Source organism: Borrelia hermsii DAH (assembly GCF_023035675.1).
Classification (GTDB): Bacteria; Spirochaetota; Spirochaetia; order Borreliales; family Borreliaceae; genus Borrelia; species Borrelia hermsii.
In genome coordinates, this window is the sequence record NZ_CP073136.1 from 801,385 (window position 1) to 827,069 (window position 25,685).

Consider the following 25,685-nt stretch of genomic DNA (forward strand, 5'->3'; position numbering starts at 1 on the left):
TAAATGTAGTTTCATGATGAAATGAAATATTTCATGTGTTTTTTAAGTTTTGAACTTATGAATGTTAGTATAATGTTAATGATGAGTAGTATCATTAAAGGATATGCCCATATCCAAGCGTATTCTCTTCCCATTTCGATGTATCCTAAAAGTTCCCCAAGGCTTGGATAGTAGCTTTTATCTTTTTGTTGTAAGAAATTTATTACTTCAAAAGTAGTCAGACTTTTTGATATTTGTAGGGGAATTATTGATGATATTGATGAGAAAACTTCTGGAAATATGTGGTATATAATTATTCTAAATTGACTTGCGCCCATAGTCTTGCTTGCTTTCACGTAATCAAGGTTTTTAATTAGTAGTGTATTATTTCTTGCTATGAACGAAAATTTGATCCATCCATGTATTAAGGCTAAAGTAAATGCAACCTTCAATATATTATAATTTTCTTGTTTTGCAAAGTAGTAAAAAATTAGCATTAATATGTAAGAAAATGGTATTGTTTGTAGTGCTTCTATTGGTTTTGAGATTATCAAACAGGTTTTAAATTTTAAACTTCCTATTATTATTCCTATAAAGATTCCAATTATTGCAGAAATTGCTGCATAACTAAATGCAAGTAAAATAGAATTTCTAGTGGCAATTATTAATCTTGCCAGTATATCTCTGCCCATTTTATCCGTTCCTAGAGGATTTGTGGCTGTTGGTGTTTGAGGTAGTTTGTTTATTGTCTGGATGTATGTTTTATTTGGGTCTTTTTTGTATATTGCGAATTTTGAATTTTCATTAATTAATTCAGGAATTATTATTAAAAATAAAATGAATATTCCTAATGATATAATGCATAATTTTTTAAGTTTATACATTATTCTATTACATCCTTATAAGGATTAATATTATGTGTTAAAACATCCGTTATTAAATTTGGTATGAGCCTAATAAATACACCAATAAATAGTAAGTCTTTATAGAGAATATAATCATTATGCTTGATTGCATTAATTGTTAAAGCTCCAATTCCATCAATTCCAAACATTATCTCAATAAAAGACGCACCAAAAAAAGCTGTTGCAAGAGTAGGTCTAAGCTGGGTAATTAATGGAACTAGAGAGGGAATTAATGCATGGAGTGTTATTATTTTAAAATTTTTAACTCCCCTTGATTTTGCGGTTATTATATAAAATTCAGATAAATTTTTATCTAGAGATTGTTTAAAAATGACAGCATTAAATATGAAAAATGAAAAAAACCATGCAAATCCACCTATTATTAAATTTTTCGGATTTATTTTTAGGTAGTAAAGTAGAGAAGTTATTAGTATTACGGTTAGATTTCTTGGCAGTGAGTGCAAGAATAACATTATGTATTCTAAAATATTATTTAAAATTTTATTATTTACAAATAAAGTCCAAATGAGAATAAGAAGAATGGCTGCCGCATAAGAGAGTACAGCGCCTGGGATTGATATTTTTAATGTGTTTTTCATTTTGTTAAAAATTACACTCATTGGTGATTTGCCTTTTGTAAGCGGGGAGTTGTGAGGTGTTCCCCATATTAGCCCTTTATACTGTGTTTTGTAAACTATGTATAAGCTGCCTTCAATATGTTTAGCGAAATGATCATTATCTAAGGGTACATTTGGGTCAAAATCGTATGTTAACTTATAGCTTTCAATGCTTTTAAGTATTCCAATGTATTCTAAATAGTCTCTAAATATATTTTTTTGTATAAATGGGATATTTGAATTATCATTTGAAAATATATTTATTAATGATATGCAAAAAAATGTTGATATAATAGCATTAAGCAACATATATAATATATTCTTTAGAATAAATGTAGCTGTAACTCTATCTCCCTTTATCTTCCTTTATGGAGAGTTTTTATTTTGTCGAAATAACTTAATAAGAAATAAGAAATCAGTGAAATTACTATTGATATTAAGTAAAAATTTTTATCTATGTTTTTATTTTCTAAACTATGTTTTATATTTAAAATATTACCTTGGTAGTAGTTTTCATTTTTATCAAGACTTTTTATAATTGTGGAATTTTTAGGATAATATCCTAGCTTACTTGCTTCTCTTAAGATTGCTGGCTTAGATATTTGCAAGTTAATATACTTTGTTTTTAAAGTTTTCTGTATGTTTTTTAACTTTTCAGTATGCTCTTTCATTAAAATTAAATTACTATTTAATTTTTTATAGTTAACAATTCCTGTTTCCCCAAAGATTGGTGTTATTATGAAATAACTTATTACTCCTGTGTAAATAGATAACATAATTTTTTTGATTAAAAACATATTACCTTGTAATTATATCTTTAATATATTATATTTACAAGTATATAGTCGTTGACTATGGGTGTTTGTAACCTTTATTTAAGTAGATTTGGAGAATAACTTTTAATATGACAAATCATAAAAATTCTTTTTTTATTAAGGCAGGTCCTAGTGAAGTTGATTTCGATATGGATAGTGTGTTTTTACAGCATTCAGTTGATGGCAAAATTGTTTCCCTGCGTTCTGATGAGATTAAAGATCTTTTAGATGAGAAATTATTAAAACTTGATTATTCTTTAGCTCAAAGACATGGTGAGTTAGTTAATTATTTGAGAAAGGTTGAGGGTCGTATTTCAAGGGTTGAAGATGAAATACTTGGACGTAATTTGAACTTTCTTGAGGAATTTGATAATCCTAATTTGAAATCAATGAATCTTATGAGCTCTCAGAGTGAAGCTAATGTTAAAGATAATGAGTTTGGTGAATTAGTAAGAAAAGAAAATAATTTGCCAAATATTTCACTTGATCAAGAAGAGTTAGATGCTTTGCTTGAAGGACTTAATGAAATTTCAAGGGATGACAAGAAAAGCTTTAGTAGTAACAATAATTTGGAAAATGATTCTGATGTAGGCATCTCTTTTGAAGACGCTCCTAAAAATGAGCTTAATGGTTTGGGTATAGAGCATAATTTATCTGCGCAAGCAGAGAATAATATGCATAATGTTGTTGATGCGTTGTCTAACAAAGAAGATAGAGAACCTTTAGGTGTTGATTTGATTACATCCCAGGATAATGATTTATTGGGTAAGTCTTCTTTTGGTGCAGCTAATATTGTTAATGGTGATGGTAGTAAGGGTCAAGATTTGATGATAAACTTAGATGGAGATGATAAAGTTTTAAGAGAGCCTATAGTAGGTAAGAGTTCCCTTGGTGTTGATTTGGAGATTGAAAATAATGTTCATTCAGGTGATTTTGTCCTTAATGAAGCTTCCTTTAATGTAGAGAGTGTACAGGAAGAAAATATTTCATCTTATGAGCAAGATGATTTAAGAGGGCATGAGCATCCTTTAGATGATGGTTTGAGTGAAATTGAATATTCAGCTGAAAACTTAGAGGATTTAAATAGGGAAGAATTTAAGGAAGGGAATGAAGAATTAAGTGATGTTAATGATATTATTGCTCATGAAATTGATAATGTAGATGTAAATTTGAGTGGTGATGTACTTTTACATGAAGTAAATGATGGTATTGATAGTAGTGTTTTGAAACAAAAACAGGAAATTGATAATGTTTCTTCTGGTTTAAAAAAGCTTGATAATTTTGAAGATGTATTAAAGGCAGATTTGAATTGTATGGACTTGCAAGGTTGTATTAAAGATTTTGAAGAGAAGAATCTTTATGATACTGATATAAGTGATTTAGAAGAGAAGTTGGGGCAGGATGAAGGGTTGGATTCATATACTTCAAAGGAGCAAGAGATTCGAGATGATAATGATACTTCTGATTTTAGTTTTGCTGATGTTGAGACCATAATAAATAAGTTTAATGATAATGAGTATTTAAGTAAGATTAAATTGAGTTGTGAAGAACGGGCTGTATTAGTTAGGTTTATTAGTAGATTAGAGGGCGATCTTGATTCTAGCCCTAAGGGTAATAGTTTTAAAATTAAAAAAGAATATGAGATTTTGCAAAAAATTAAGCGTTTACTGGTAAGAGAGTAGGGCTATCTATTTAATTAGATATTATTTTTTATTTTTTGTTGCTTCAGTTTTATTTTTATTTTTAACTTTTTTTTATTTTATTAATGAGTTTTTAAATCAGATTGATTTTGATCTTGATGATTTAGTAGATGATGTAAAATCATATAATATAAATTTTTTTAAGGATTTAGATCTAGAAAATTATTTCGATAAAACTTTATTTGATAATGATTTGGTTAACTCGTATTATTTACTCTCATCGGTTAATGGGATGTTAGTTTATAAATCAAAAGATGATTCGATTTATAAATTGACTGGTAAATTGGAACCGTCTTTTTTAAGTCATAGTTTTTTTATAAAAAAAATTAAAGTCAATTTTGAATTAAGTGATGATCTTGTTAGTTTGGTTGTATATTACAATATCCTGCCCAAGAGCAGGATACTCTATATTCTACATTTTTATCTTTTTTTAATATCTCTTTTGTATTTTTGTTTTTCTATTTTTGTTTTATATCGCATATATCGACATGTTAATGTTGGTGATCATGATGATCAGTGTCGTCTTTTAAATGATCTTCGTTAGAATCATTATCTTTTGTTTTTATCTTTTTCTCTAAATTGAATATATCAAAAAAAGACCACTTGTTAGTAGTGTAGTAATATACATCATTATCTCTCTTCATTAGGATATCTCTATTTTTTTCGTCTTTATTGAAGTAAACATCAATATTATTAACACTTTTGTTATTCCATTCTATTTCAATATTATATTGGAGATTATAATCATTGATTTTAGTTTTATCTATTTCAAGTCCATCTGTTGTGAATTCTTGGATCATTTGTAAGAGTCTTTCTTTGCGTAGTACTTCTTTATTGAAAAAGTAAAGACCATCTTGAATAGATACATTATAATCATTTTGTATGATGTCTTCTTCAGTTTTTTTTGGTTTATTTAGTACTTTGAAAGATAAACGTTCTATTTTTGCGTCTTTTTCTTTAAAAAGTTTAGTATTTGCAAATGTATTGTAAGAATTACCTTTGTAGGATAGGAAGATGTTATTTGTTAAATAGACATTAGCATCACTGCCCTTTATATAAGATAATCTTGAATCTCCTTCTCCTGAGTTTCCAATAAAAATTTCTGTTAACAAATTATTTTTATCGTCAAATAATTTAAAATCAGGACTTTCCTTTATTCCTAGTTCTTTATGTTTTTTTGGATCTCTGCTTACAAGTTTATTTTTTTGAAGTTTTTCTATATCTTGAATCATGGAATTGACCCTTTGTTCATCAATTGGAAGCTTTATGTCGTTATATTGAAGTTCCCAACCTTTTCCCGATTTTATGATTGTTCCGTCAAGTTCTGTCTCGATTTTTGCAGTTTGATTGAAGTCGATTGCAAAAAATTTTTCTTCTAAAAGTTTTGTAACTTGATTTTGATTGGAGAATATTATTCCTAACAAAAATGTGGATGTTAATATTACAATTATTATTATTTTTATGTTTTCTTTCATTCCTATCAATATTTTTTTATTGTCCATAAACTCTCCTTTTAGTTGATTCTTCTTTTTTTGGTAAATCTGCTAAGTCCAAATATTATTATTGCTATAGGCAGTATGATTAAATTTATGAGTATTAACGAAAATTTTGCATTTAACATTTCTTTTGACGAATTTATAAATTTTAGTTTTGAACGTACTTCTCTTGATTTGATGCTAAAAAACGCTTCTTTTTGCATCAAGTAATCTGAAATTCGTCCGGCGAGTTCAAAGTTTGAAGGTGAACCATTATACATATAATCACTAAATAACATGCTTGAGCCTAGTAAAATTATTTTTGAATTTTCAGATTTTTTATCATTAAACAAACTTTTAATTTGTCCTTCAACTGAATATCCAAGAATTTTTTGTTTATCTTCTTTATTAAAGGTTTTTGGAACGTTAAATGAATGCATTGCTATGCTTGCAACTTCTTCATCATTAACCTGCCAAGATTCTCTAGAGCTTGCAAATAGGGGTAAATATTTTATTTCACCACCATCTTTAGCTTCTATGAGATCTAATGAACTAGTCCAAGGAATTATGGCATCATAGAAATTTTTAAGTAAGGGATTATTGGGATCTATGATATTACTTTTATCGATCAAGATCCATGGGTAGTAAGTTTGAAAGTTGCCCCCTAGGAAAAGACTTGGTGCTCTTTTATCCAGTATAATATTTTCATTATATTTGATGCCGTAGCTTTCAATTAGATTAAAAAGTGCAGATTTAATGGGAGTTGTGGTGTATGGGCTTTGAGGATCATAATCAATTTTGCTTGTAGCAAGTAATACTTTTCCATTATTGATAATAAACTCATCAATTTTTTTCAGAATTTCCTCATTTATTTCTTTAGAGCCAATTATAAATAATCCATTTATATCTTTTAGTTGCTCATTACTGAGATTTATTTCTTTAACTTCGGTTTTGAAAGCTTTCTGCATTATTTCTATAAAATTTTTGTGTGTTGCTTTTAATTTGGCATCTCCAAATGCAACTCCTAATACTTTTTTTGTATTATTTATTAACTTATCGAGGCTGCTTGCAAGATCATATTCTAAGTTGCTAATTTCTGTTACTATTGGGAGTACTTCGCGTTTGCTTTCATAAATTATTTCAATTCCTGAATATATTTTGAGTATTGAAAGCTGATTGATCTCTCTTAGATCGATTTGTTGGGCTGGAATTCCAATTTGTTCTAAAGGAGTGGTTAATTTGTCAGCATCTATTTCTCTATAAATTACTTTTCCGCTTGAGGAATCGGCAAAACTTGTTAGGAAGTTTTTTATTTGGTCTGGGAATGCAAAATAATTGCCAAGACTTGCAGAGTTATAGTAAGTAACATATATCTTTTCATTTGCATTTGAAAACAAATCTTTTGTAACTTTAGAAATTGTAAAAGCTTTGTTTTTAGTAAAATCTATTTTAAAAACCAAAATAGATATGTTGCAAAAGAGCAGAAATATTATTGTAAGATTTAAAGTTAAATTTAGAATCTCTTTATGTTTGTTTTTCATAAAATAATTATCTCCATTTTTTTAATCTTATGCTATATGAACTTAACATTAAGAATGTGACTGCAAATGTAATAAAGTAGATAAGGTCTGCTAAGTTTAATATTCCCATGTTAAAGTAACTAAAATGATTAGTGATTGAGATAAAGTTGAGTATTTGGCCAAATATATTATCTTTGCCAAATATCATTACTAACTTCCCTGAAAATACTATTATGATTAAAATAAATACACTTAGTATATAAGATACTATTTGGCTTTTAGTAATAGATGATATAAATACTCCCATGCTAAGAACTGAGCAAGAATAAAGGATTATTCCTAAATATTGAAGGAATATTATGCCAAGGTCAAATTCACCCATAAAAATTGTCATTATTGTAAGTGGTAGTGTGAGAGTGAAAAGTATTAATGTAAATATCTTAAGTGTAATAAATTTGCCAAGCACTATTTCTTGTGGACTTATTGGCAGTGCATAAAGTAATTCAATGCTTCCTGTTTTATGCTCTTCTGAGAATACTCCCATACTAAGAGCCGGGAGCACTAACATTAAAATGATAGGCATTGATGAGAAGTAAGACATTAATGAGGCATTGTCTTTAATGAAAAATCCTGATAAGAAAATAAAAGAAAAATTTACAAATATTAGGAAAAATAACATTACAACGTATGCAGTTAGTGTGCCAAATAAAACTTTTAATTCTTTTTTTGACAAGGCTAAGGATTGTCTTAGATCTATTTTCATTGTTTTCTCTCCTTTGTTAGTTTGCTAAATATTTTTTCTAAGCTTTCATGTTTTGGAATCATTGCTTTTAGTATCATTCCTTTACTTATAACATAATTAAAAAGTTCTTTCTCAGTTTTATCAGGTGCAAGCCTTAATGAAACATTGATTTCCTGTTCATATTCTTCTACTTTAATTGAGGTAAATATATCATTGCTACTAAAATGTTCTTTTGTTATACCAGAATCTTTGTAAATGATGAGATCTAGCTCAGTTTCTTTAAGTCTGTTTTTAACTATATTTTCCTTGGTATCATCAGCGATAATCTCTCCATTATTAATAATAATTATTCTTTTACAAATTGATTCGACTTCGCTTAAAATGTGAGAGGAGAACAGTATTGTGCTAGTTTTTGCAAGTTCTTTTAAAAATTCTTTAAATTCTATAATTTGATTTGGATCAAGCCCATTTGTAGGTTCATCAAGTATTATAAGTTTGGGATTATTGATTAAAGCACCAGCTATTCCTACTCTTTGCTTAAAGCCTTTTGATAGTGTAGATATTAGTTTATTTTTGACACTTTCAAGTTTAAAAATACCTATTGCCTTATCTATTTCTTTTTTTGGATTTTCAACTCCTTTGATTTCTGATATAAAATTTAAATATTCCTTAACAGATAGTTCGGGATAAAGAGCCAGTTTTTCAGGTATGTATCCTACATTTTGCAATATTTCTTTTGAATTTTCTATAATATCTTTTCCAAAAATTTTTACATTGCCTTTGTTTGGGTAGTGAAATGATGTTAGAATTTTGATTAAGGTTGATTTTCCTGCTCCATTTGGGCCTAGTATTCCAAGCACTTCTCCTTCGTTAACTTTGAAACTAACATTAAAGAGAGCTGTAAATGAACCATATGTCTTAGTGATATTTTTTACATTTATCATATGCTATCTCCTTAGATACTATTATTTTATAATAAATTTGTCTTTATTTGCTTTAAGTCTCATGCCATCTTTTGTTAAAAATATTTCTCCATTTGGATATTCTTGTTGTGCTTCATCTAATAACTCGCATAAATCTTTATTTAGTGTATATCTTTCACTAAAATGGATTAGTCCTGTTTGATATACATTTGCTTTTTTTGTAATTTTTGCTGCTAATTTTGCTGTTAAGTGCAATTTTTTTTTAGCCTCATCTTTTAAGTCATTCTTGAATGTACTCTCAATAATTACTAGATTAAAGTTTTTGATGTGTGTACTTAATTCTTCAAAGTAGGCTGTATCTGTAATATATGCAAACTTTAGTCCTTTTTGAGACTCGCCTAGTATTTCAGAAGGTAATATTTTCTTTCCATTAAGTATTACCTCGTGTCCTTCCTGTAATGTTTTTCTAATAGGTCCTTTTGGTATATTTAAACTTTCTGCCTTTTGGGTATTAAATTTTCCAGGCTTATCTTTTTCTATAAATAAATACCCAACACATTCTATTGAGTGCTTGAGTTTTATGTATTCAATTCTTTTCTTTTTATCTTCATATAAAATAGGTTCTGTTTTATTGATTATTATTTCTTTGTATATTATGTCATAATTTTTATGTACTCGCAAAAGTTCGATGTTTGCGTCTAAATATTTTTTGATGCCAATAGGCCCAATAATGGTTAGAGGCTCTTTTCTTGTATCGCCGCTTTGTGCCATCAGCATTACTATTCCAAGTAGACCTGTGATGTGATCGGCATGTAAATGCGTAATACAAATCACTTTGATTTTTTGCCATGATATTTTTTGTTTCCGAAGGGACATTTGAGTAGCCTCTCCGCAATCAAAGAGGAAGCTTTCTCCATGGTATTCTATTAAGACGGAAGTTAAATATCTGTTGTGTAGCGGTCTTGTTCCTCCTGTACCAAGAATATTGATATTAAAGTTCAAAAATAATCTCCCTTTTTTTTGTTAGCAATATATAAAAATACGTCTTAAAATTGATTTTGACAATGAGTATGGAATCTATATTGGTATTTTGTGTTTTTTTAAAATAATTTTTTAATTTAATGGTATGTGCTCCTTGACATTTTATGTAGAGTGTTTTTCTTGATAAAAGATAAATAAGTATTATTTTGATTGTTAAATTTTAGTTTTTCGTACACTTGGATATTATATTATTTTTTTGTGAATTTAGAAATATTTCAAGTGGAAATTATTTATTAAGATAAAGTTTTAGAGAAGCTTCATTAGACATGCAGGATATTTTGTCTATCTTAAGGAATTATATAAATTTTCATATCTTTTAATATCGTAATAAGTTGGAAGATTAGATTTGCGTTCAATATAATCTAAAATGTTTTTAGATAAATATGCTGCCATTGATATTCCTCTTGTTCCAAATCCATTTAATATAAATATGTTTTTGTGTTTTGGATGTTCACCAAGGAAGGGTTCTCGGTCAAGTGTAGAGGGTCTTATATGTGCTTTGTGTTGTATTATTTTGTAATTTAGGTTTGTAATTTTTTTAAGCTTGTCTAGCAATTCTTTTTTGGCCCATTCATTTGTGCTTGTATCTAAGGTTTCCCATTCGTAAGTTCCGCCAAGGTAAAATTTATTATCTTGTAAAGGTATTAATGATACATGTCTATTATAAATTTCTCTAAGATGTAATCCTTGAATTTCTATGATGAGTATTTCTCCTTTTGCTAGTTTGAATGGAAGGTATGAAAAGAATCCCGTAATTTTTTCTTTATGTCCTCTTGTCAATATTAATTTTTTGAATTTAAATCCATTTATTGTAAAAAATTTGTCATTTGCTTTAATTTCATTTTCATTAATTTCTGCTTCTATGTATGAGTTGTATTTTATAAAGTATTTCTTAAGGGTTTGTATATATAAATTTGTGTTTATTGTTGCTCCCTTTATTAATATGCCTCCATCATTGTCATTAGAAAAATCGTATACTTTTCCATTTTTTATTGCAAGGATGAATTCTTTTAGATTCTCATCATTTTTCATTTTTAAAATCAGTTCTTCTTGTTGTGTTTTTGTGGTAAATGGTCTGAAAATAGGATTTTCTTTTAAGAAATTACAGCTAATATTTTTTTCCATTTCTTTATAGTATTGAATTGCAAATGCGAAAATTTCAGGTTCTCTCCAAGCAATATTCATTTTTCTTCCCATAATAGGGTTAATAAGCCCTCCTGCTACGGTTGTTGCCTTGCAATCTCCATTGTCAAAGAGAATTACGCTTTTTTTTCTTTGAAGTATTTCGTAAGTTAAAGTACTCCCAGCGATACCACCACCAATGACCGCAAATTCATATTCCATTAGATATTCCTTTGTTAGGTTTTAGTTTCTTTGTAATTTTAAAAAATTACTCTTTAGTAAGCAATTCATTCATGCATTATTTGATCTTTTAGGTTATTAAAATTTTCAGATTGGCCATTTTTAGTAGTATGTCTGTCTTATTTTATGTAAACATTTAAAAACCTTTTGTTTTTAATTATAATATGTATCAAATTATAATTGTTGAAAAGGTAAGTTTATGGATTTTAAAGATATGAAGATGCAGACGGAAATACAGCAATCATTAGAGTTTGCATTAAAGAGTAGATCAATAGTTATTACAGGAGAGATTAATAAAGATACTTCTAAGTTATTTCAGGAAAAAATATTATTTTTAGAAGCATCGGATTGCGATAAGCCGATATTTGTTTACATTGACTCAGAAGGTGGTGATATTGATGCTGGGTTTGCTATTTTTAATATGATACGCTTTGTAAAGCCTAAGGTTTTTACAATTGGAGTTGGACTTGTGGCAAGTGCTGGTGCTTTAATTTTTTTAGCGGCAGATTCAAATAGTAGGTTTTCTTTGCCTCATGCGAGATATTTATTGCATCAACCCTTAAGTGGTTTTAAAGGAGTTGCTACAGATATTGAGATTTACACAAATGAACTTAATAAAGTTAAGAGTGAACTTAATGATATTGTTGCAAAGGAGACGGGGCAGGAACTTAATAAGGTTGAAAAGGATACTGATAGGGATTTTTGGTTGGATAGTGAATCTGCAATGCAATATGGTCTTGTCTTTAAGATTGTTACAACTAGACTTGAGCTTGAAAAATTTATTTCTTAGTTTTTTAATGTTATCTTGTAGCTTATCTAAGAGGGATTTTAGCATTTTGGAATTTGGTGTTACTAGTTTTCCAAAAAATTTTATTTCTTTAAATACATTAGTAGATGTTGCTTATAATATGTTTTTCTCAGATTTTGATTTAGTCCTTATTAAGGATTTAAGTAAGGAGGAATTGGATCTAATTAATAACAAGGTTTCATTTGCAAGTTTTAAAAATGCATATTTTATTAGACAAAATAATAACTCTTCTATTGGTATTCTTGCTAAAGAAAAGATTAAGATTCAAATCTTGGATTTTATTGAAGGATTTTATGAGTACAGGTTAGGTGTGGTTGTTGATTTTATCTTTAAAGATCGTCATTATGGGATTGTTGTTTTTAATTTTGATGAAGATATAGCTGATAATTTAGATATTGCTATTGTTGATGAGCAGATAACATATTTAAATCATAGGTATGAAAATTTGCTTTTTATTTTAGATAAGCGTGAGCTTAGCGTGTTAGATATAGTTATTAGGAATGGTTATTTTAGTTTAATTTATGATTCAATTAATCCTATGCATATAATTAACACCATTGATGATAGGGTTTATTCTAATTTTGTAGCTCAAATATTTCTTCATTCTTTGGATTATGTTATTTTAAGCTATTTATATGATAATTTTTATATAAATAATTTTCCAAAAAGTATTGTGATAAAATAAGTTTTGGAAATATTTAGTTCTTGACATCATTATTTCATTGTTATATTATTACTAGCGATGCCGAAATGGTGGAAATGGTAGACACACAGGACTTAAAATCCTGAGGAGGAAACTCCGTACCGGTTCAAGTCCGGTTTTCGGTATTTAGAGTTTTAAAATTGCTAAATCTATCCTCAAGCAGTTTATTTATATAGATTCCTGTAATAAATAGAGTACTTAAGGATAGATTTAGCATTAAAGTAGGGTGTACATTAAGTTTTGTTATAACAAATATCATTTGTATGATTGACCCCAAGATTAGACCTATCGATAAATAAAGAAATTTAACAAGATGTTTGTCTATTGTTTTTTTGATTATTAGTATTGTAATTCCTATTCCCATTATTGTGGATATTCCAAATATTGTGCATAGTGTTATATTAAGTTGTGAAATGATGTTGACAATTTCTTTGTAAGTTCCAAGACTTAGCAATATAAGTGAACCTGAGACGCCTGGTAGAATCATTGCACAACCACCTATTATTCCTGAACTGGCAATCAGTAGGTAGTATTTAATTGAGGTTTTATCTTGATATTCTGATATGTTTGATGATATGTCGTAAGTTTTTAGCATTAAGAAAAATAGTATACTGAGCAATCCAATTAAAAACAAAAAATATTTTGTAATTTTATATTTATTTCTTTTTATATTTATTTCTTTTTTTAATGTTAGTATGCTTCCTGTGGTTAATCCTATAAAAAGTGCATTTAAGTACGTTTCTCTTGTTGCTCCATCTAAGATATAATTTTTAAATATTTTTGCAAGTATTGTGGCTGAAGTTAATATACCAAGTGATAGTATTCCAAGAAAAATTATGCTTTCTTTTACCCTTTTCAGTTTTATTAGATTCGCAGATGAATGTATTATTTTGTAGTAAATTCCTAGTATTAGGGCTAGCGTCCCCCCTGATACCCCTGGTATTATGCTTGCAATACCAATTAATAAACCTTTTATATAAACGCTTATCATTTTCCAAATTACTGATGTGGAGCTTGATGTCTTTTATCTTTCATCACCCTCGCCATTAATTGTGCCATTTTCATGTCTTTTTTTTAATTTTTCTAGATTTGTGATAGCAACATCTTCAAGTGTTATTCCAAGATTATTACTTAAATTTGAAATGTACCATAAGACATCGCCAAGTTCTTTCTTAATTGCCAATAAATATTCATCGTCAAGTACGTATTCCTTGTCACGACCCAATTTTTTTATTTTTTCTACAACCTCACCTGTCTCTCCAGCAAGCCCAAGCGTTGTTAAGATTAGTTCTTCCTTTTTATTTTTATATTTAGCAGTTTGTTTAGCCTTTATTTGATATTCGTTTAATTCCATAATTAAGATTAGTTTAATACAGTTTTTATTTATTTACAAGTTTATTTATTGTTTCTTTTTTTTTAAATTTTTATTATATTTAACCTCATCTATTAATTGGAGTTTATTTATGGGTAAGTTTGCTCTTTTATTAGAAGTTGTTTTTTTTTTCTTGCAGCTTGATTATGTCTGTTCTTACCCTGTTATAAAAAATTTTTCCAATAAAGATCCTATTTTTCATGATCTTAGGGCAAAAATTGCTAAATATAATAAGAGAGAAAGTGTTCCTTTATTTATTTATTCATATAAAGTTAAAGAAGGTGATACTTTTTTTAAGATTGCAAATAAGGTAAATGGTTGGCAAGCTAGTATTTCGACAATTAATTTACTAGATTCTCCTTTTTTAAGGGCAGGACAAGATATCTTAATTCCTAGTAAAAAAGGTCTTTTCATTTTTAATAACAAGGAACATAGATTTAATAATTTACTTTTAGCAACAAGAGATTTAACAAAGGCAGAAAAGATAAAGGTTAGAAAGAATAATAAGATTTATGAGTTTTATTTTTTTGATTCTATGAAGCAACCAGAGTTGAGTTTTTTCTCAAGTACAGAAATGCTTTTCTTTTTAAATTCTGAGTTTATTTTCCCTTTAAAGAGATTTATTATTAGCTCTGATTTTGGATTTAGACCAGATCCCTTTACTGGTATGGGAAGTTTTCATACAGGTATAGATCTTGCAGCATCAATGAATTCTTTGGTTTATTGTTCATCTTATGGTGTTGTAGTTGTAGTTGACTATAATGATATTTATGGCAATTTTGTTGTGGTTGAACATAAAAACAGTATTAAATCTCTTTATGGGCATCTTAGTTCTTACATTGTAAGGAAAGGGGATGTTCTAAAAACAGGGGATATTATTGGTAGGGTAGGTCAAACTGGCCGTTCAACAGGTCCCCATCTGCATTTTGAAATATTGAAAAAAGATGCACCCATTAATCCTATTAAGATTTTAAAGTAGATAAGTTAAAAGTTTTTTATTAGTATGTGAGCGTTTGATCTTAAGTTGTATTTATTGCAATTTAATAATTTAAATAGTTCAGATATGAGAGTATAATTTTTTTGCCACACTTTGCTTAAAATTCTTACTTAAGATTGTTTCAGCTTGACATATATATTGTCATTGATTTATTTTATATTAAAAAGTATACAGTATAAAATAATCGGCATATCTTTTTATACTGTATGTTAATTGATAATTATTGATTTAGCTTATATCATACTCTATTATTTTATTGTGTAATGTTTTTCTTCCTATTTTAAGTATTTCAGCACATTTGCTTTTATTGTTTTTAGAATGTAGGAGTGTTTGCTTAATTATTTCTTTTTCCGCTTCTTTTAAGCTTATACCTATTGGTAGTGTTATTTTAACTATTTGGTTTGTGTTATTTCTAATTTTGGGAGGTAGATCATCTCTTGCGATTTGTTTTCCCTTAGATAATATTAAGGCACTTTCGAGTACATTTTTAAGCTCTCTAATATTTCCTGGCCAATCATATGCATAAAGGGCTTTTAGTGCATCATTAGAGAGGCTTTTTTCTTCTCTATTATTTTCACTTGCAACATCTTTAATTAGTGTTTTTGTTAGATTTGGTATGTCATCTTTTCTCTCTCTTAAGGGTGGGATATTGATATTTATTATATTAAGCCTATAAAATAAATCTTCTCTAAATCTTCCTTTTTTAATTTCTTCTTCAATATTTTTATTTGTTGCTGTTAATAATCTAATGTCAACTTGCATGGTAGTCTCTCCGCCTACTCTCTCGAATGTTTTATTTTGAAGTACTCTTAGTAGTTTTACTTGGAGTTCAGGTGATATCTCTACTATTTCGTCTAAAAATATCGTTCCTTTATCTGCTAATTCAAATCTACCTTTTTTTTGAGATATTGCACCTGTAAATGCCCCTTTTTCGTGTCCAAAGAGTTCACTCTCAAGTATGCTCTCAGAGAGTGCAGCACAATTGACCTTAATGAAGGGTTTGTCATTTCTATTTGATAAGTCAAATATGGCATCCGCTATTATTTCTTTTCCAACTCCGCTCTCTCCAGTTATTAGGACAGATGCTTTTGATTTTGCGATTTTTTTTACAAGTTCTAAAGTTTTTTGCATTATAAGCGATCTTCCAAATATGCGTTCATAATAGTTTAAATCTTTGCGGATTATGACATTCTCTTGAGATATGTTTTCATGCCTTCTGTCATTTTTGCCGTTTAAGGCCCGCTTTATTATTAGTAATAGTCTCTCAAGATCAACGGGTTTTGTTAAAAAGTCATAAGCACCTTCTCGCATAGCATCAACTGCTGAATCTACGGTTCCATGAGCTGTAAGAATAATAAAGGGTATATTTGGATTTTTATCTTTTACGATTTTAAGTAGTTCTTCTCCTGATATTTGAGGCATTCTAAGATCAGATATTATAGCGTCAATCTTTTCATTTTCAATTGTTTCAAGAGCCTCCTCTCCATCACTAGCAGTAAATACAAAGTAACCTTCTTCTTCAAGATAAGTTGCTATCCCTTCTCGTATATTTTTCTCATCGTCTGCTACTAGTAGCTTACTCATTCTCTAAACATCCTTCAATTAGAATTTTACCTGTGTTTAATTTTGGAAGTGTAATTGTAAAAGATGTTCCTTTCATCTCTTTACTTTCCACAAAAATTTCACCCCCATGTTCTTTAACTATTTTATAAGAAATAGTGAGTCCTATGCCACTTCCACTTTCTTTTGTGCTGAATTGAGGCTTGAATATATCATCTTTTGTTTCATTTTTTATTCCATTTCCATTATCTTTAATATTAATGTATATTTTTTCTTCGTTTTCGTGGATAGAAATTTCTATTCTTTTTATTTTTTTATTTGATTCAAGTAGTGCTTCTTCTGCATTTTTTACTATGTTAATTATTACTTGCCTTATGAGTTTCTCATCGATTAATACAAGACTTACTTTTTTTAAGTTGAGTATGAATTTAATATCTTTATTTCTTAATTCTGGATTTAATAAATTATAGACGCTTTTTATAATATCAGTAATATCTTTCTTTTCTGGTATTATTTTTATTGGTCTAACTGTTAATAAAAAATCTGTTACAGTTTTGTCCATTCTATTTATTTCTTCTTTTATTATTTTGAAGTAATTATTTGCTTTTATACTTTTGATACCTTGTCTATCTAGTTCCTTTTTGAGTAGTTGTAAATTTATATCAATTGCTCCTAGCGGATTTTTGATCTCATGTGCAATATTTCTTGCATGTCTTGTAAAGGCGGCTAAAGCCTCAGCTCTTCTGAAAAGTTCTTCTTTATGTTTTTTGTCTTTAATATCTTCAATTAAAATAATATTTCCTTCAAGTTTTTGATCTATTACATATGGCATAAATGATATTTTAATATATATGTTTGTTGAAACTTGTACCTCAAATCCTATTATTTTATCTTCATTTGTTGCTAATTCTTCTATTAGGTTTGTTAGAGTTGGAATTTGAATATCTTTAAGGGTTTCTAATTTGTATTTAGGACTTATGGCTAGAATTTGAAATAGCATTTTGTTTAGGTAAATTATGTTATTAAGTTTATCAAGTACCAGAATCCCTTCATTAATGGATGCAAAAATACCGTCATATATTTCTATTTTTTTATAGATGTCTTGAATAAACTTAAGCTTTTGATCGCTTGATAATTTATTTAATTTGGTCAAAGTTTTTTTTAAAAATTTGCTCATTAATCCTCGTAATTTAACATTAAATTTTCGATTATTAATTTTTTATTTTGGTTATATGGACTGTATTTTAAGATGTGTTTTAGATATTCTAATCTTTTCAAATATGTGTTAATGTCTAAATTTTGGCTTAAAAATTCATCCCTTAGTTGGCTTGTAAGTTCTTGTAAGAATAATTTAAATGTATTATCATCTTTTAGGAAATTAAATGTGTCAAGATTAAATATGCCCTGTTTCTCTTTTATTATATTTAAAATTCTTTTAATTTCTTCTTTTAATTTTGTATGTTCTTCACTGTAAAATGAGTTGAAATATTCTTCTGTTGTCAGTTCATCATTTTTATTAAAGGTTGCTTTGAATTTTGCAATCTCAAAATCCCTATTTTCTTTTCTGAATTTATATACTCTGAGTCTTGAGAGAATTGTTTTCGGAATTTTATTTTTGTTTCTTGTAGCTAAAATAAAGTAAATATTTAAAGGTGGTTCTTCTAGTATTTTTAGAAGTGCATTGTAAACATTAAAGTTTAAATTTTCAATTTCATTGATGTAAATTACCTTTATCTTATGCTTCTCTGATAATGCCCAGAATTTAATTTTTCTAACGTCATTAATAGTAATGTTAAAGCTTATGTCTTTAATTATTTCCTCAATTTTTTTAATAAGTTCTTTTGTAGTTGTTTCATTATATTCGTTTTTGTAATAGATATCATTGATAAAATTGATATTTATTTCTATTTTTTTTAAGTTTTTATCATTACTGAAATTGTATTTAGTAAAAATGATATTTTTAACATATTCTAGGTATTTACTCATAACTTCATTTGAGCTTACATTAAGATATGCCTTTGCCTCGATTATATTAAGGCTTGAAAAAATTATTAGATTTGGGTTTGTTAAAATTTTTGTATTTAAAATTCTTTTTGCAAGTGCAATTGCAGTTGTCTTTTTATAAGAGAATCTCTCTCCCCAAAAAAGTATTGCATTTGGTAGGTTTCCTTTTTCATATTCATTAATTATTTCTTGAGCTATGTCAGGTAATCTTTCCATGTTCTTGATTCTCTTTACTGTGTTTTTGATATTTTAAAAAGATAGTTTATACCGGGATTGAGATATTCAAGAAATTTGCTTCCTTCTAAAAAGTAGTTGGGATTAAAGATCTGTTGAGAATAAATTATATACACTACAATTGCAATTATGCCAAAGGCCTCAAATAACCCAAGTATTAGTCCGAGCATCCTGTTGAAAAATAATAGTTTAAGATGACTTATTATTGATTCAATTAGTGCTTGCAATATTAAAAATCCTATGTGTATTACTAGAAAGAATACTAATAGTGCTTGAACATATGATAAATCAAGAATAGGCGATATTAATATTTTAAAATCATTGGTTTTGTTGTAAAGTAAAAATATTAAAGTAAAAATCTCAAAAAATCCAGCAATTTCTTTGATAAACCCCCTTAAAAATCCTCTAAGTCCTAGTGATATAAAAATTATTATTATTAGTATGTCGACTATACCAGTTATTTTGAAAGGATCGTTAACTAGCATTTATGTCCTCAAAGTCTTTTAACAATAGATTAGCTATTAGGTTTGATGAATCTTGATTGTGAAATTTTTTTATATTATTTTTTAGTATATCGAACTTTTCTTTATTTGTTAGAATTTCTTTTATCATATCTATAATTTGACTTTCGCTTAAATTTTCTTCATCTATTTTTAAACATGCATTTTGTTCTTCTAATATTTTTGTGTTTCTGACTTGATCTCCCCTTGATCCTTTTACAAATGGAATGAATATTACACATGCACCAGCACTTGCAAATTCCTTAATAGCCCCTGCTCCTGCTCTGCTTATTATTATATTTGAAAATTTTATTATGCTTGCCATTTCTTCTGCATTAAAAAATTGACTTCTTAAATAATTATTCTCTCTAGTTGCATCTAGATTTTTGCCACATTGATGGATGAAATATGCATCAATTTTATTTTTGATATTGAGTGTTAATTTATTTAAAACTTCTGCTCCAAGAGAGCCTCCAAATATGCTAATTATAGGTTTTTTTGTATTTTGAGTTAACTCTGTTATGATATTTGGATTTGGATTTGAGAATTCTTTTCTTATTGGTGATCCTGTATATAAAACATTTTTATTCTTGAAATATTTTGTGCTTTCTTTAAAGCTTATATGTATTTTGCTTGCGAATTTTGAGTTGATTTTTGTTGCAAGTCCAGGATCAAGATCCATTTCGTGGGTTATGCTTTTTACCCTAAGTAGGCTTGCCGCAATAATTGGGGGACTTGATACAAAACCGCCAGTTGCATATATAATTTGGGGCTTATACTTTTTTATTATGAAAAAGCTTTTGATTATTCCAAATATGACCTTAAAAACATCGGTGAAATTTTGTAGCGAAAAATATCTTCTAAGTTTTCCTGATGGAATTGCAATAAATTTGATGTATTCATGTTCTTTTATGATGTTGTCTTCCATTGAGCCTTTTTGTCCTAGCCAGAAAAATTCAATATTTGTATCAAGTTCTTTTAGTTTTGAAATTATTGCTATTCCTGGGAAGACATGCCCCCCTGTTCCCCCCCCTGTGAAAAATATTCTTTTTTTAGTATTCATATACCTCTTATCATAATTGCTTAAGTTTCTATATATGTAGCAATTGATCTATTTTACATTTTAGTTTAAGAATGCATTTTAATGCAAATATTGTGCATTTTTTACTTTCTAAATATAAGGTGATTCTTTTAAGTTTTATTGAATTTATAAAGAGCACAAAAGTCTATTTATATCAAATAATATTTTATTTAAAATTACTACTTGCACTGTGAGCAGGGAGAATATTATATTTCAATAGGTTAGAAAATATTTTTTAAAAATTGCTCAATTTGAATACCTTCTTTTTTAGAAGTATTGTTTTCAATAGAATATTTTATTATTGAATGAATTACTTTAGTTGCTTTTTCTAAAGCATATTCTATCTCCCATTTTTCCAGGTATCCTATTAGTAGACTTGCAAATAAATCCCCTGTTCCACCGAAGTTTTGTTCTAATTTTTCTAAAAAGATCTCTTTATATTCTTTTGTTTTTGTATTATAAGCAACAGTGCCTATAAGATTTTCCTTTTCTACACTTGTAACTACGATTATTCCATTTATTTCAAGACTTAATATTGCTTTTATTATTTCATCCTTATTTTTTATATCTTCAGTTTTAGCTAGCATTTTCAGTTCTGTGATATTAGGCGTTATGATATCTGCATGTTTTATTAGGCTTCTAAATCCACTTACTATTTTTTTGTCAAAAGTAGGGTAGAGTATGCCATTGTCTGCAAAGACAGGATCAATTATTATTTTTTCAAATTTAAATAGCTTGAACATATTTTCTATTATTTTTTGTTGGTTATTGCTTCCAAGAAATCCACTATAGAATATATCAAAACTTTCATTTTGATCTTTCCAAGAATAAATAAACTTTTCTAGGTTATTTGTTAAATCTATTATTTCAAATTCATTGTAAGCTGTTGTTGCTGAGAGAACAGCAGTTACAAATGGACAAACTTGCATATTGAATGATGATATGACTGGTATGCACATTGTAAGTGATGTTCGACCCATAGTTGAAATATCATGCATAGCTAATACTCGTTTCACAGTTTTGCTCCTTTTGTATATTTATAGTTTTCTATTCTTGAATTTGCATCAGTTTCAATCGGACTTGCTCCGTATTTCAAATACATAAGATAGCCAATTCCTGCAATCATTGCTCCATTATCTGTGCAAAGATCGATTGGGGGATAGTATGTTTCTACTTCAAGATTTTTTATCTTTTCTCTTAAATAAAGATTGCTTGCAACTCCCCCAGATATTATTAATTTTTTTATATTGGTATCCTTTATTGCTCTTTTAATTGGAATAATTAAATTTTCAAAAGCCACTCTTTGGAAGCTTGCAGCAATATTATTGTTTGTTATGTTTTCATTTTTATCTTTAAACTTTTCAAGTTGATGTATGCATGCTGTTTTGAGTCCTGAATACGAAAAATCATATCTATTTTCTTTTTTGTCAAAAATTGTAATTGGAAAATTAAATGCATATTGATTACCGCATTTAGCTAGTTTTTCTATGTTGGGTCCGCCTGGGAATCCCATTTTATAGTGTTTTGCTACCTTGTCGAATGCTTCTCCACAAGCATCGTCAAGCGTTCGTCCAAGTATTTCAATGTCATCGAAGTCATTTTGTTTTGCAAGTATTGTGTGTCCTCCACTGAGTATTAGAGATAAAAATGGATATTCTATTTTTATAGTCATTAAAGGGGCATAAAGATGACCTAGAATATGATCAATACAAATTAGGGGTTTTTTAAGGGCAATTGATAAACCTTTAGCAAAATTTATCCCAACGATTAAGGAACCAATAAGCCCAGGTTTAGATGTTACTGCTATTAAATCAATTTCTGATGCATGTATTTGAGCATTTGTGATTGCCTTTTGACAGACAGACATGATAAATTCTGTGTGTAGTCTTGAGGCAATCTCTGGCACTACACCATAATATTTTTTGTGTTCTTTTTGACTAAGCTTAATGTTGCTTAAAATCTTAACACCATCTTCTACTATGGCTGCACAACAGTCATCGCATGAACTCTCTATTCCAAGCACTATCATTAATTTTCCTCTCTTTGATAAAGGTTTATTAAATTTTTAAATTCAAATTCTTGCTTTAAGTTTTCTGATTCCTGTTTGAGTATTTTAAGAGTATTTTTTGACCAAATATGTCCTATTACTTTGACAATTCCTTTTGTTCTTGCTATCTGTTTTGCTCGTTTGAGTGCTTGAATAACAGCTTTTTCATTATCTTTGTTATCAAGAAATATATCTCTTTGCTCTACTAAAATCCCAATGTTTTTACCAGTTTTCTCAGATATGCTTTCTTGGGTAGTTAGGCTGTCGAAAAAGTATCTGTTTTCTTCTTTAAGTTTAATTAGAATAATTTGCATTATGTCCTCATTTGAGGTAATAAGACTTCCCATATGATTATTCATTATCTTTGCATTGGAGTAAGTTTGAAATGTTTTTTCAATTTTTTTTCGTATTGCAAATTCATTGTCGTTGATGTTTATGTGAAATTTTTCTATTGAATTTTTATATTTCGATTGCATTGGAAAATGAATCATTGTAATTTTGTTTTTGCTTGTTAGTTTGTTATAAAAATCCATTGATTTTGGTAAAAAGGGGATAATTGAGAAGTTGATGTTTAAGTCAATTTTCATGAATTCATCTAACATAAATTCGTCATAGCCAACATCATCAATTATGAGATAAAATTCAGGTTTTAAGTTATTGGTCTTTCGTTTTTTTTGTACTCTAATTAAATCTTTTTTTTTAATTTTTGCTAATCTGTCCTTAAAGTTTAAATTGAGTTTTTTTGCATTTGATTTTATATATACAAGACTCGAGAATAGTACAATTATTGATACAAAAGATGTAACAATAATAAACGCTATTGTGATTTTTAATTTATGTTTCTTTAGAAAAATAGAAGCATTCTCAATATTCATGCCCAGTAGCTTTTCATTGTATCAAAATTTGACACTAAGTCAATGTTTATTGATAAAGTTCTTCCCTTAGTTTTTTAAGTACTCTTTTTTCAATTTGTCTTACGGTTTCTGAAGAGATTCCAAGTTCACTAGAAATATCTTTTAAAGTGCTTTTTTTATCATTGTTGTCTAAGTTATATCTTTTTCTTATAATGTATCTTTCTTTGTCGTTTAGTTTAGTCTCTAATATATGATTTAGATGTTTTAATGTTGAATTTTGTTCAAGAGTGCTCTCAGGATTAAAAGAATTGTCTTCATAAAGATTTAGGAGTGTGGAATTTTCTGAACCTTCAAGTTTTTTATCAAGGGAATATTCTTTTTCAAGATAAGGAATGATTTTAACGTATTGAGCAGTTGTTAAGTTGAATCTTTCCATTATATCTTCTTTTTTGGGTGATTTTTCTTCTTCCATAAGATATTTATTTATTTGGAGTATTAAATTTTCTTTTCTGTATGGCACCTTTACAAGTCTTGTTTTGGTATTTAATGCTCTTTGAAGCGATTGCTTGATCCAAAATGAAGCGTAGGTTGAAAATTTGGTATTTTTGCTTGGATCGTATTTCTCAGCAGCTCTAATTAGACCTAGATTTCCTTCTTGTATTAAGTCTTCAACTTTTAATCCTTTGCCAGCATATCTTTTAATTATTTTTAAGACAAGACGTAAATTGGCGTTTATCATTTTGTTTTTGGCTTTCAGATCGCCGAGTTTAATTTGTTTCGCAAGTTCAATTTCTTCTTCGTGAGTTATCAATCTGTGTTCTCTTACGGATTTTAAGTATATGTTTAAATCTTCATTGCTAAATATATTCACAATACTTCTCCCATCTTTTAAATTTGTGTATCAACATCCTTCCCCCCTTTGATGTGATGCAAAAATCATGCCAACTTAGAAAATAATTAATATTTCGATTGAATATGAATTATTTTCTAAAGTTATTTACTTTTGCTATTTGGTTGTAGATTAAATCAGCAAGCCTAAAACTTTTGGATTTAGCTATTTGTTTTGATCTCTCTAAATAGAGCATATCTTCGAAAAGTTCTTCTGTTTGACCCCCATTAATTAGATTGTTTTCTTTTTTTAAAGAATTCCTCATGCTCTTAAGCATTTGATTTACAAATATTGCCTCAAATTCTAGTGCAGCTTCATAAAGTTTTTTATCATTTTGATATTGATTTGTTTTCTCTACTTTGTCTTTTAGGGTTTTTGCCTGTTTTATTTGATTTTTTATTTTTAAACCTTGTAGATTAATTTTGTTTATCATGTTTATTCCTCCAGGATTAATTCTCCATGTAATTTATTAATTTTTTTAGCTGCCTTAATTATTTTTATTAATTCTTCATTGCTAAACATATCTGAATTTTTTGATATAAATTCATTTAGTTTCATCTTTTGTATTTTTATTTTTATCTTTTCATTATTTTTATTGTTAAGTAAGTTTTTATCATCTCTTTCAATTGAAAGTATAAGGGGCCCTATTTCTGCATTTGTACTTGCTATAATGATTTTGTTTTGTTCACTTATTAGAACTTTAGGCATAGTTTCTATTTCTATTTTTTCAATTTCGCTTAGCAAGCCAATTTCGTTGATCTCGATTGCTATGATATTTCCTGATTTTATATTATTTTTTATATTCTTGCTTGTTAAATTTTTACTTATTGAATCTGCTAATGTGTAATCCGCCTTTTTAAGAATTATATTGTAATGCGTGTAGTCTTTATTCTCATGTATTGTTGCTCCGTTTAATATGTATCCTGTACCTTTTGATTTGTAGTTAGTTATTATTGGGCCTGATGCTGTTGCTAGTACTTTTCCTTCTTTGTCTTTCAATTCTGTTCTTAAAAGAATACCATTTGTTAAGTCTTTTGAATCTAGCATAGATGCTATGTAAACATTTTGATTTGCACCTTTAATCATGTTCCCATTTATTGTGATTGTTGCGCTTACTAATGCGATATTTTTGCTTCCTATATTTGTTAGATCTATTTCATTGATGCCGATTTGGTTTAAAGCTTTATTTAAAATTTCTTTTCCCCTTAGAGAATCTCCTTTATCAGTAAGTCCTGCCACTATTCCAATTCCTGTTAATGTATATGAATCAGTAGATCTTATTTCAGCGATATTTTTTAACTTTATTTGTTCACTTATTTGACTTATAGTGTTATTCTCCTTGGAAAAATTTTTTGAAGGTTGATTTTCTTGTGCGAACGCACTTAGGACTATCTTTAAGTTTAATATGGCTAGAATTATCAATTTTTTCATGATTCTATTCCTTTTGTATGGCAATATAATCTACCTTTATTTTAATATTATTGTTAATATTATTGCAATTGCTTTTAGTTGATTCATTTTTGCTTTGGGTTTGCTCGACAGTGTAAAGTTCAATTA

The 25,685-nt window shown here is 28.1% G+C and carries 26 protein-coding genes and 1 tRNA gene; 5 read left to right on the forward strand and 22 right to left on the reverse strand.

From position 1 onward, the window contains the following. Positions 1 to 11 precede the first annotated feature (11 nt). The 3 genes from bhDAH_RS03810 to bhDAH_RS03820 are packed head-to-tail and all read right to left on the reverse strand — an operon-like array spanning position 12 to position 2,298. On the reverse strand, positions 12 to 863 hold the full coding sequence (locus tag bhDAH_RS03810; RefSeq protein ID WP_012422495.1) for an ABC transporter permease subunit: 852 nt from the start codon (positions 861 to 863) through the stop codon (positions 12 to 14). Continuing rightward, the gene (locus bhDAH_RS03815) at positions 863 to 1,810 is read right to left on the reverse strand and encodes an ABC transporter permease subunit (protein WP_012422496.1); all 948 of its coding nucleotides are present in this window, start codon (positions 1,808 to 1,810) and stop codon (positions 863 to 865) included. Before bhDAH_RS03815 ends, bhDAH_RS03810 begins: the two co-directional genes overlap by 1 nt. A gap of 47 nt (positions 1,811 to 1,857) precedes the next feature. After that, on the reverse strand, positions 1,858 to 2,298 hold the full coding sequence (locus bhDAH_RS03820; RefSeq protein WP_012422497.1) for a septum formation initiator family protein: 441 nt from the start codon (positions 2,296 to 2,298) through the stop codon (positions 1,858 to 1,860). Between the two features lie 107 nt (positions 2,299 to 2,405). Between bhDAH_RS03820 and bhDAH_RS03825 the strand changes: the two genes are divergently transcribed. Beyond that, a complete protein-coding gene (locus bhDAH_RS03825; protein ID WP_012422498.1) occupies positions 2,406 to 3,998 on the forward strand; it encodes a hypothetical protein in 1,593 nt (530 codons plus the stop codon). Between the two features lie 509 nt (positions 3,999 to 4,507). Here the strand turns inward: bhDAH_RS03825 and bhDAH_RS03830 are convergent. The 6 genes from bhDAH_RS03830 to bhDAH_RS03855 form a co-directional block, all read right to left on the reverse strand. Then, positions 4,508 to 5,518 (reverse strand): DUF4340 domain-containing protein, encoded by a 1,011-nt coding sequence (locus bhDAH_RS03830; RefSeq protein ID WP_012422499.1) that lies wholly within the window; start codon positions 5,516 to 5,518, stop codon positions 4,508 to 4,510. An 11-nt stretch (positions 5,519 to 5,529) separates the two neighbouring features. Continuing rightward, on the reverse strand, positions 5,530 to 7,032 hold the full coding sequence (locus tag bhDAH_RS03835) for a GldG family protein (protein ID WP_012422500.1): 1,503 nt from the start codon (positions 7,030 to 7,032) through the stop codon (positions 5,530 to 5,532). Between the two features lie 7 nt (positions 7,033 to 7,039). Continuing rightward, on the reverse strand, positions 7,040 to 7,774 hold the full coding sequence (locus bhDAH_RS03840; RefSeq protein WP_012422501.1) for an ABC transporter permease: 735 nt from the start codon (positions 7,772 to 7,774) through the stop codon (positions 7,040 to 7,042). Continuing rightward, positions 7,771 to 8,697 (reverse strand): ABC transporter ATP-binding protein, encoded by a 927-nt coding sequence (locus bhDAH_RS03845; RefSeq protein WP_012422502.1) that lies wholly within the window; start codon positions 8,695 to 8,697, stop codon positions 7,771 to 7,773. The genes bhDAH_RS03840 and bhDAH_RS03845 overlap by 4 nt, the downstream gene beginning before the upstream one ends. Before the next feature lie 21 nt (positions 8,698 to 8,718). Continuing rightward, positions 8,719 to 9,678: a ribonuclease Z gene (locus bhDAH_RS03850; RefSeq protein WP_012422503.1), complete on the reverse strand. Its 960-nt coding sequence runs from the start codon at positions 9,676 to 9,678 to the stop codon at positions 8,719 to 8,721. Positions 9,679 to 9,999: 321 nt separating this feature from the next. Beyond that, positions 10,000 to 11,061 (reverse strand): NAD(P)/FAD-dependent oxidoreductase, encoded by a 1,062-nt coding sequence (locus bhDAH_RS03855; protein WP_012422504.1) that lies wholly within the window; start codon positions 11,059 to 11,061, stop codon positions 10,000 to 10,002. 217 nt (positions 11,062 to 11,278) lie between these two features. On the opposite strand from bhDAH_RS03855, the gene bhDAH_RS03860 reads away from it, so the two are divergent. The 3 genes from bhDAH_RS03860 to bhDAH_RS03870 all read left to right on the forward strand — a co-directional run bounded on the left by bhDAH_RS03860 (position 11,279) and on the right by bhDAH_RS03870 (position 12,715). Then, positions 11,279 to 11,869, forward strand: coding sequence for an ATP-dependent Clp protease proteolytic subunit (locus bhDAH_RS03860; protein ID WP_012422592.1), 591 nt, complete (start codon positions 11,279 to 11,281; stop codon positions 11,867 to 11,869). 7 nt (positions 11,870 to 11,876) lie between these two features. Then, a complete protein-coding gene (locus tag bhDAH_RS03865; RefSeq protein ID WP_233417552.1) occupies positions 11,877 to 12,572 on the forward strand; it encodes a hypothetical protein in 696 nt (231 codons plus the stop codon). A gap of 59 nt (positions 12,573 to 12,631) precedes the next feature. After that, positions 12,632 to 12,715 (forward strand) — tRNA-Leu (locus bhDAH_RS03870). Here the strand turns inward: bhDAH_RS03870 and bhDAH_RS03875 are convergent. Both bhDAH_RS03875 and bhDAH_RS03880 read right to left on the reverse strand, forming a co-directional pair. Beyond that, on the reverse strand, positions 12,697 to 13,581 hold the full coding sequence (locus bhDAH_RS03875; RefSeq protein ID WP_012422593.1) for a DUF368 domain-containing protein: 885 nt from the start codon (positions 13,579 to 13,581) through the stop codon (positions 12,697 to 12,699). The genes bhDAH_RS03870 and bhDAH_RS03875 overlap by 19 nt on opposite strands. A gap of 33 nt (positions 13,582 to 13,614) precedes the next feature. Further along, positions 13,615 to 13,944: a nucleoside triphosphate pyrophosphohydrolase family protein gene (locus tag bhDAH_RS03880; RefSeq protein ID WP_012422506.1), complete on the reverse strand. Its 330-nt coding sequence runs from the start codon at positions 13,942 to 13,944 to the stop codon at positions 13,615 to 13,617. A 109-nt stretch (positions 13,945 to 14,053) separates the two neighbouring features. On the opposite strand from bhDAH_RS03880, the gene bhDAH_RS03885 reads away from it, so the two are divergent. Further along, on the forward strand, positions 14,054 to 14,941 hold the full coding sequence (locus bhDAH_RS03885) for a LysM peptidoglycan-binding domain-containing M23 family metallopeptidase (protein WP_012422507.1): 888 nt from the start codon (positions 14,054 to 14,056) through the stop codon (positions 14,939 to 14,941). Between the two features lie 246 nt (positions 14,942 to 15,187). Here the strand turns inward: bhDAH_RS03885 and bhDAH_RS03890 are convergent, their stop codons facing one another. From bhDAH_RS03890 to bhDAH_RS03940, 11 genes are all read right to left on the reverse strand, one after another. Further along, positions 15,188 to 16,543, reverse strand: coding sequence for a sigma-54-dependent transcriptional regulator (locus tag bhDAH_RS03890; protein ID WP_012422508.1), 1,356 nt, complete (start codon positions 16,541 to 16,543; stop codon positions 15,188 to 15,190). Next, positions 16,536 to 17,696, reverse strand: a complete 1,161-nt coding sequence (locus tag bhDAH_RS03895) for a two-component system sensor histidine kinase NtrB (protein ID WP_012422509.1) — start codon at positions 17,694 to 17,696, stop codon at positions 16,536 to 16,538. Before bhDAH_RS03895 ends, bhDAH_RS03890 begins: the two co-directional genes overlap by 8 nt. Further along, complete coding sequence (locus bhDAH_RS03900; protein ID WP_012422510.1) at positions 17,696 to 18,739, reverse strand: hypothetical protein; 1,044 nt, start codon at positions 18,737 to 18,739, stop codon at positions 17,696 to 17,698. Before bhDAH_RS03900 ends, bhDAH_RS03895 begins: the two co-directional genes overlap by 1 nt. 14 nt (positions 18,740 to 18,753) lie before the next feature. Next, on the reverse strand, positions 18,754 to 19,242 hold the full coding sequence (locus bhDAH_RS03905) for a CvpA family protein (RefSeq protein ID WP_012422511.1): 489 nt from the start codon (positions 19,240 to 19,242) through the stop codon (positions 18,754 to 18,756). After that, positions 19,232 to 20,320, reverse strand: a complete 1,089-nt coding sequence (gene murG, locus bhDAH_RS03910; protein ID WP_012422512.1) for an undecaprenyldiphospho-muramoylpentapeptide beta-N-acetylglucosaminyltransferase — start codon at positions 20,318 to 20,320, stop codon at positions 19,232 to 19,234. The genes bhDAH_RS03905 and murG overlap by 11 nt, the downstream gene beginning before the upstream one ends. A 239-nt stretch (positions 20,321 to 20,559) precedes the next feature. Next, positions 20,560 to 21,354, reverse strand: coding sequence for a pyridoxamine kinase (locus bhDAH_RS03915; RefSeq protein ID WP_012422513.1), 795 nt, complete (start codon positions 21,352 to 21,354; stop codon positions 20,560 to 20,562). Then, positions 21,351 to 22,367: a tRNA (adenosine(37)-N6)-threonylcarbamoyltransferase complex transferase subunit TsaD gene (gene tsaD / locus bhDAH_RS03920; RefSeq protein ID WP_012422514.1), complete on the reverse strand. Its 1,017-nt coding sequence runs from the start codon at positions 22,365 to 22,367 to the stop codon at positions 21,351 to 21,353. Before tsaD ends, bhDAH_RS03915 begins: the two co-directional genes overlap by 4 nt. Next, positions 22,367 to 23,260, reverse strand: coding sequence for a divergent polysaccharide deacetylase family protein (locus bhDAH_RS03925; RefSeq protein WP_012422515.1), 894 nt, complete (start codon positions 23,258 to 23,260; stop codon positions 22,367 to 22,369). The genes tsaD and bhDAH_RS03925 overlap by 1 nt, the downstream gene beginning before the upstream one ends. 46 nt (positions 23,261 to 23,306) lie before the next feature. Continuing rightward, on the reverse strand, positions 23,307 to 24,110 hold the full coding sequence (locus bhDAH_RS03930; protein WP_012422516.1) for a sigma-70 family RNA polymerase sigma factor: 804 nt from the start codon (positions 24,108 to 24,110) through the stop codon (positions 23,307 to 23,309). A gap of 109 nt (positions 24,111 to 24,219) precedes the next feature. Further along, positions 24,220 to 24,561 carry a rod-binding protein gene (locus bhDAH_RS03935; protein WP_012422517.1) on the reverse strand — a complete coding sequence of 114 codons (342 nt, stop codon included), beginning with the start codon at positions 24,559 to 24,561 and terminating at the stop codon, positions 24,220 to 24,222. A 2-nt stretch (positions 24,562 to 24,563) separates the two neighbouring features. Next, positions 24,564 to 25,559: a flagellar basal body P-ring protein FlgI gene (locus bhDAH_RS03940; RefSeq protein ID WP_043924497.1), complete on the reverse strand. Its 996-nt coding sequence runs from the start codon at positions 25,557 to 25,559 to the stop codon at positions 24,564 to 24,566. Positions 25,560 to 25,685: the final 126 nt, after the last annotated feature.

Coding starts and splice junctions, on each gene's coding strand:
- tsaD (WP_012422514.1), bottom strand. CDS start 22,367: ATGATAGTGCTTGGAATAGAGAGTTCATGCGATGACTGTTGTGCAGCC.
- bhDAH_RS03865 (WP_233417552.1), top strand. CDS start 11,877: ATGTTATCTTGTAGCTTATCTAAGAGGGATTTTAGCATTTTGGAATTT.
- bhDAH_RS03810 (WP_012422495.1), bottom strand. CDS start 863: ATGTATAAACTTAAAAAATTATGCATTATATCATTAGGAATATTCATT.
- bhDAH_RS03875 (WP_012422593.1), bottom strand. CDS start 13,581: ATGATAAGCGTTTATATAAAAGGTTTATTAATTGGTATTGCAAGCATA.
- bhDAH_RS03815 (WP_012422496.1), bottom strand. CDS start 1,810: ATGTTGCTTAATGCTATTATATCAACATTTTTTTGCATATCATTAATA.
- bhDAH_RS03900 (WP_012422510.1), bottom strand. CDS start 18,739: ATGGAAAGATTACCTGACATAGCTCAAGAAATAATTAATGAATATGAA.
- bhDAH_RS03905 (WP_012422511.1), bottom strand. CDS start 19,242: ATGCTAGTTAACGATCCTTTCAAAATAACTGGTATAGTCGACATACTA.
- bhDAH_RS03880 (WP_012422506.1), bottom strand. CDS start 13,944: ATGGAATTAAACGAATATCAAATAAAGGCTAAACAAACTGCTAAATAT.
- bhDAH_RS03845 (WP_012422502.1), bottom strand. CDS start 8,697: ATGATAAATGTAAAAAATATCACTAAGACATATGGTTCATTTACAGCT.
- bhDAH_RS03855 (WP_012422504.1), bottom strand. CDS start 11,061: ATGGAATATGAATTTGCGGTCATTGGTGGTGGTATCGCTGGGAGTACT.
- murG (WP_012422512.1), bottom strand. CDS start 20,320: ATGAATACTAAAAAAAGAATATTTTTCACAGGGGGGGGAACAGGGGGG.
- bhDAH_RS03940 (WP_043924497.1), bottom strand. CDS start 25,559: ATGAAAAAATTGATAATTCTAGCCATATTAAACTTAAAGATAGTCCTA.
- bhDAH_RS03835 (WP_012422500.1), bottom strand. CDS start 7,032: ATGAAAAACAAACATAAAGAGATTCTAAATTTAACTTTAAATCTTACA.
- bhDAH_RS03840 (WP_012422501.1), bottom strand. CDS start 7,774: ATGAAAATAGATCTAAGACAATCCTTAGCCTTGTCAAAAAAAGAATTA.
- bhDAH_RS03825 (WP_012422498.1), top strand. CDS start 2,406: ATGACAAATCATAAAAATTCTTTTTTTATTAAGGCAGGTCCTAGTGAA.
- bhDAH_RS03830 (WP_012422499.1), bottom strand. CDS start 5,518: ATGGACAATAAAAAAATATTGATAGGAATGAAAGAAAACATAAAAATA.
- bhDAH_RS03890 (WP_012422508.1), bottom strand. CDS start 16,543: ATGAGTAAGCTACTAGTAGCAGACGATGAGAAAAATATACGAGAAGGG.
- bhDAH_RS03925 (WP_012422515.1), bottom strand. CDS start 23,260: ATGAATATTGAGAATGCTTCTATTTTTCTAAAGAAACATAAATTAAAA.
- bhDAH_RS03820 (WP_012422497.1), bottom strand. CDS start 2,298: ATGTTTTTAATCAAAAAAATTATGTTATCTATTTACACAGGAGTAATA.
- bhDAH_RS03895 (WP_012422509.1), bottom strand. CDS start 17,696: ATGAGCAAATTTTTAAAAAAAACTTTGACCAAATTAAATAAATTATCA.
- bhDAH_RS03885 (WP_012422507.1), top strand. CDS start 14,054: ATGGGTAAGTTTGCTCTTTTATTAGAAGTTGTTTTTTTTTTCTTGCAG.
- bhDAH_RS03860 (WP_012422592.1), top strand. CDS start 11,279: ATGGATTTTAAAGATATGAAGATGCAGACGGAAATACAGCAATCATTA.
- bhDAH_RS03935 (WP_012422517.1), bottom strand. CDS start 24,561: ATGATAAACAAAATTAATCTACAAGGTTTAAAAATAAAAAATCAAATA.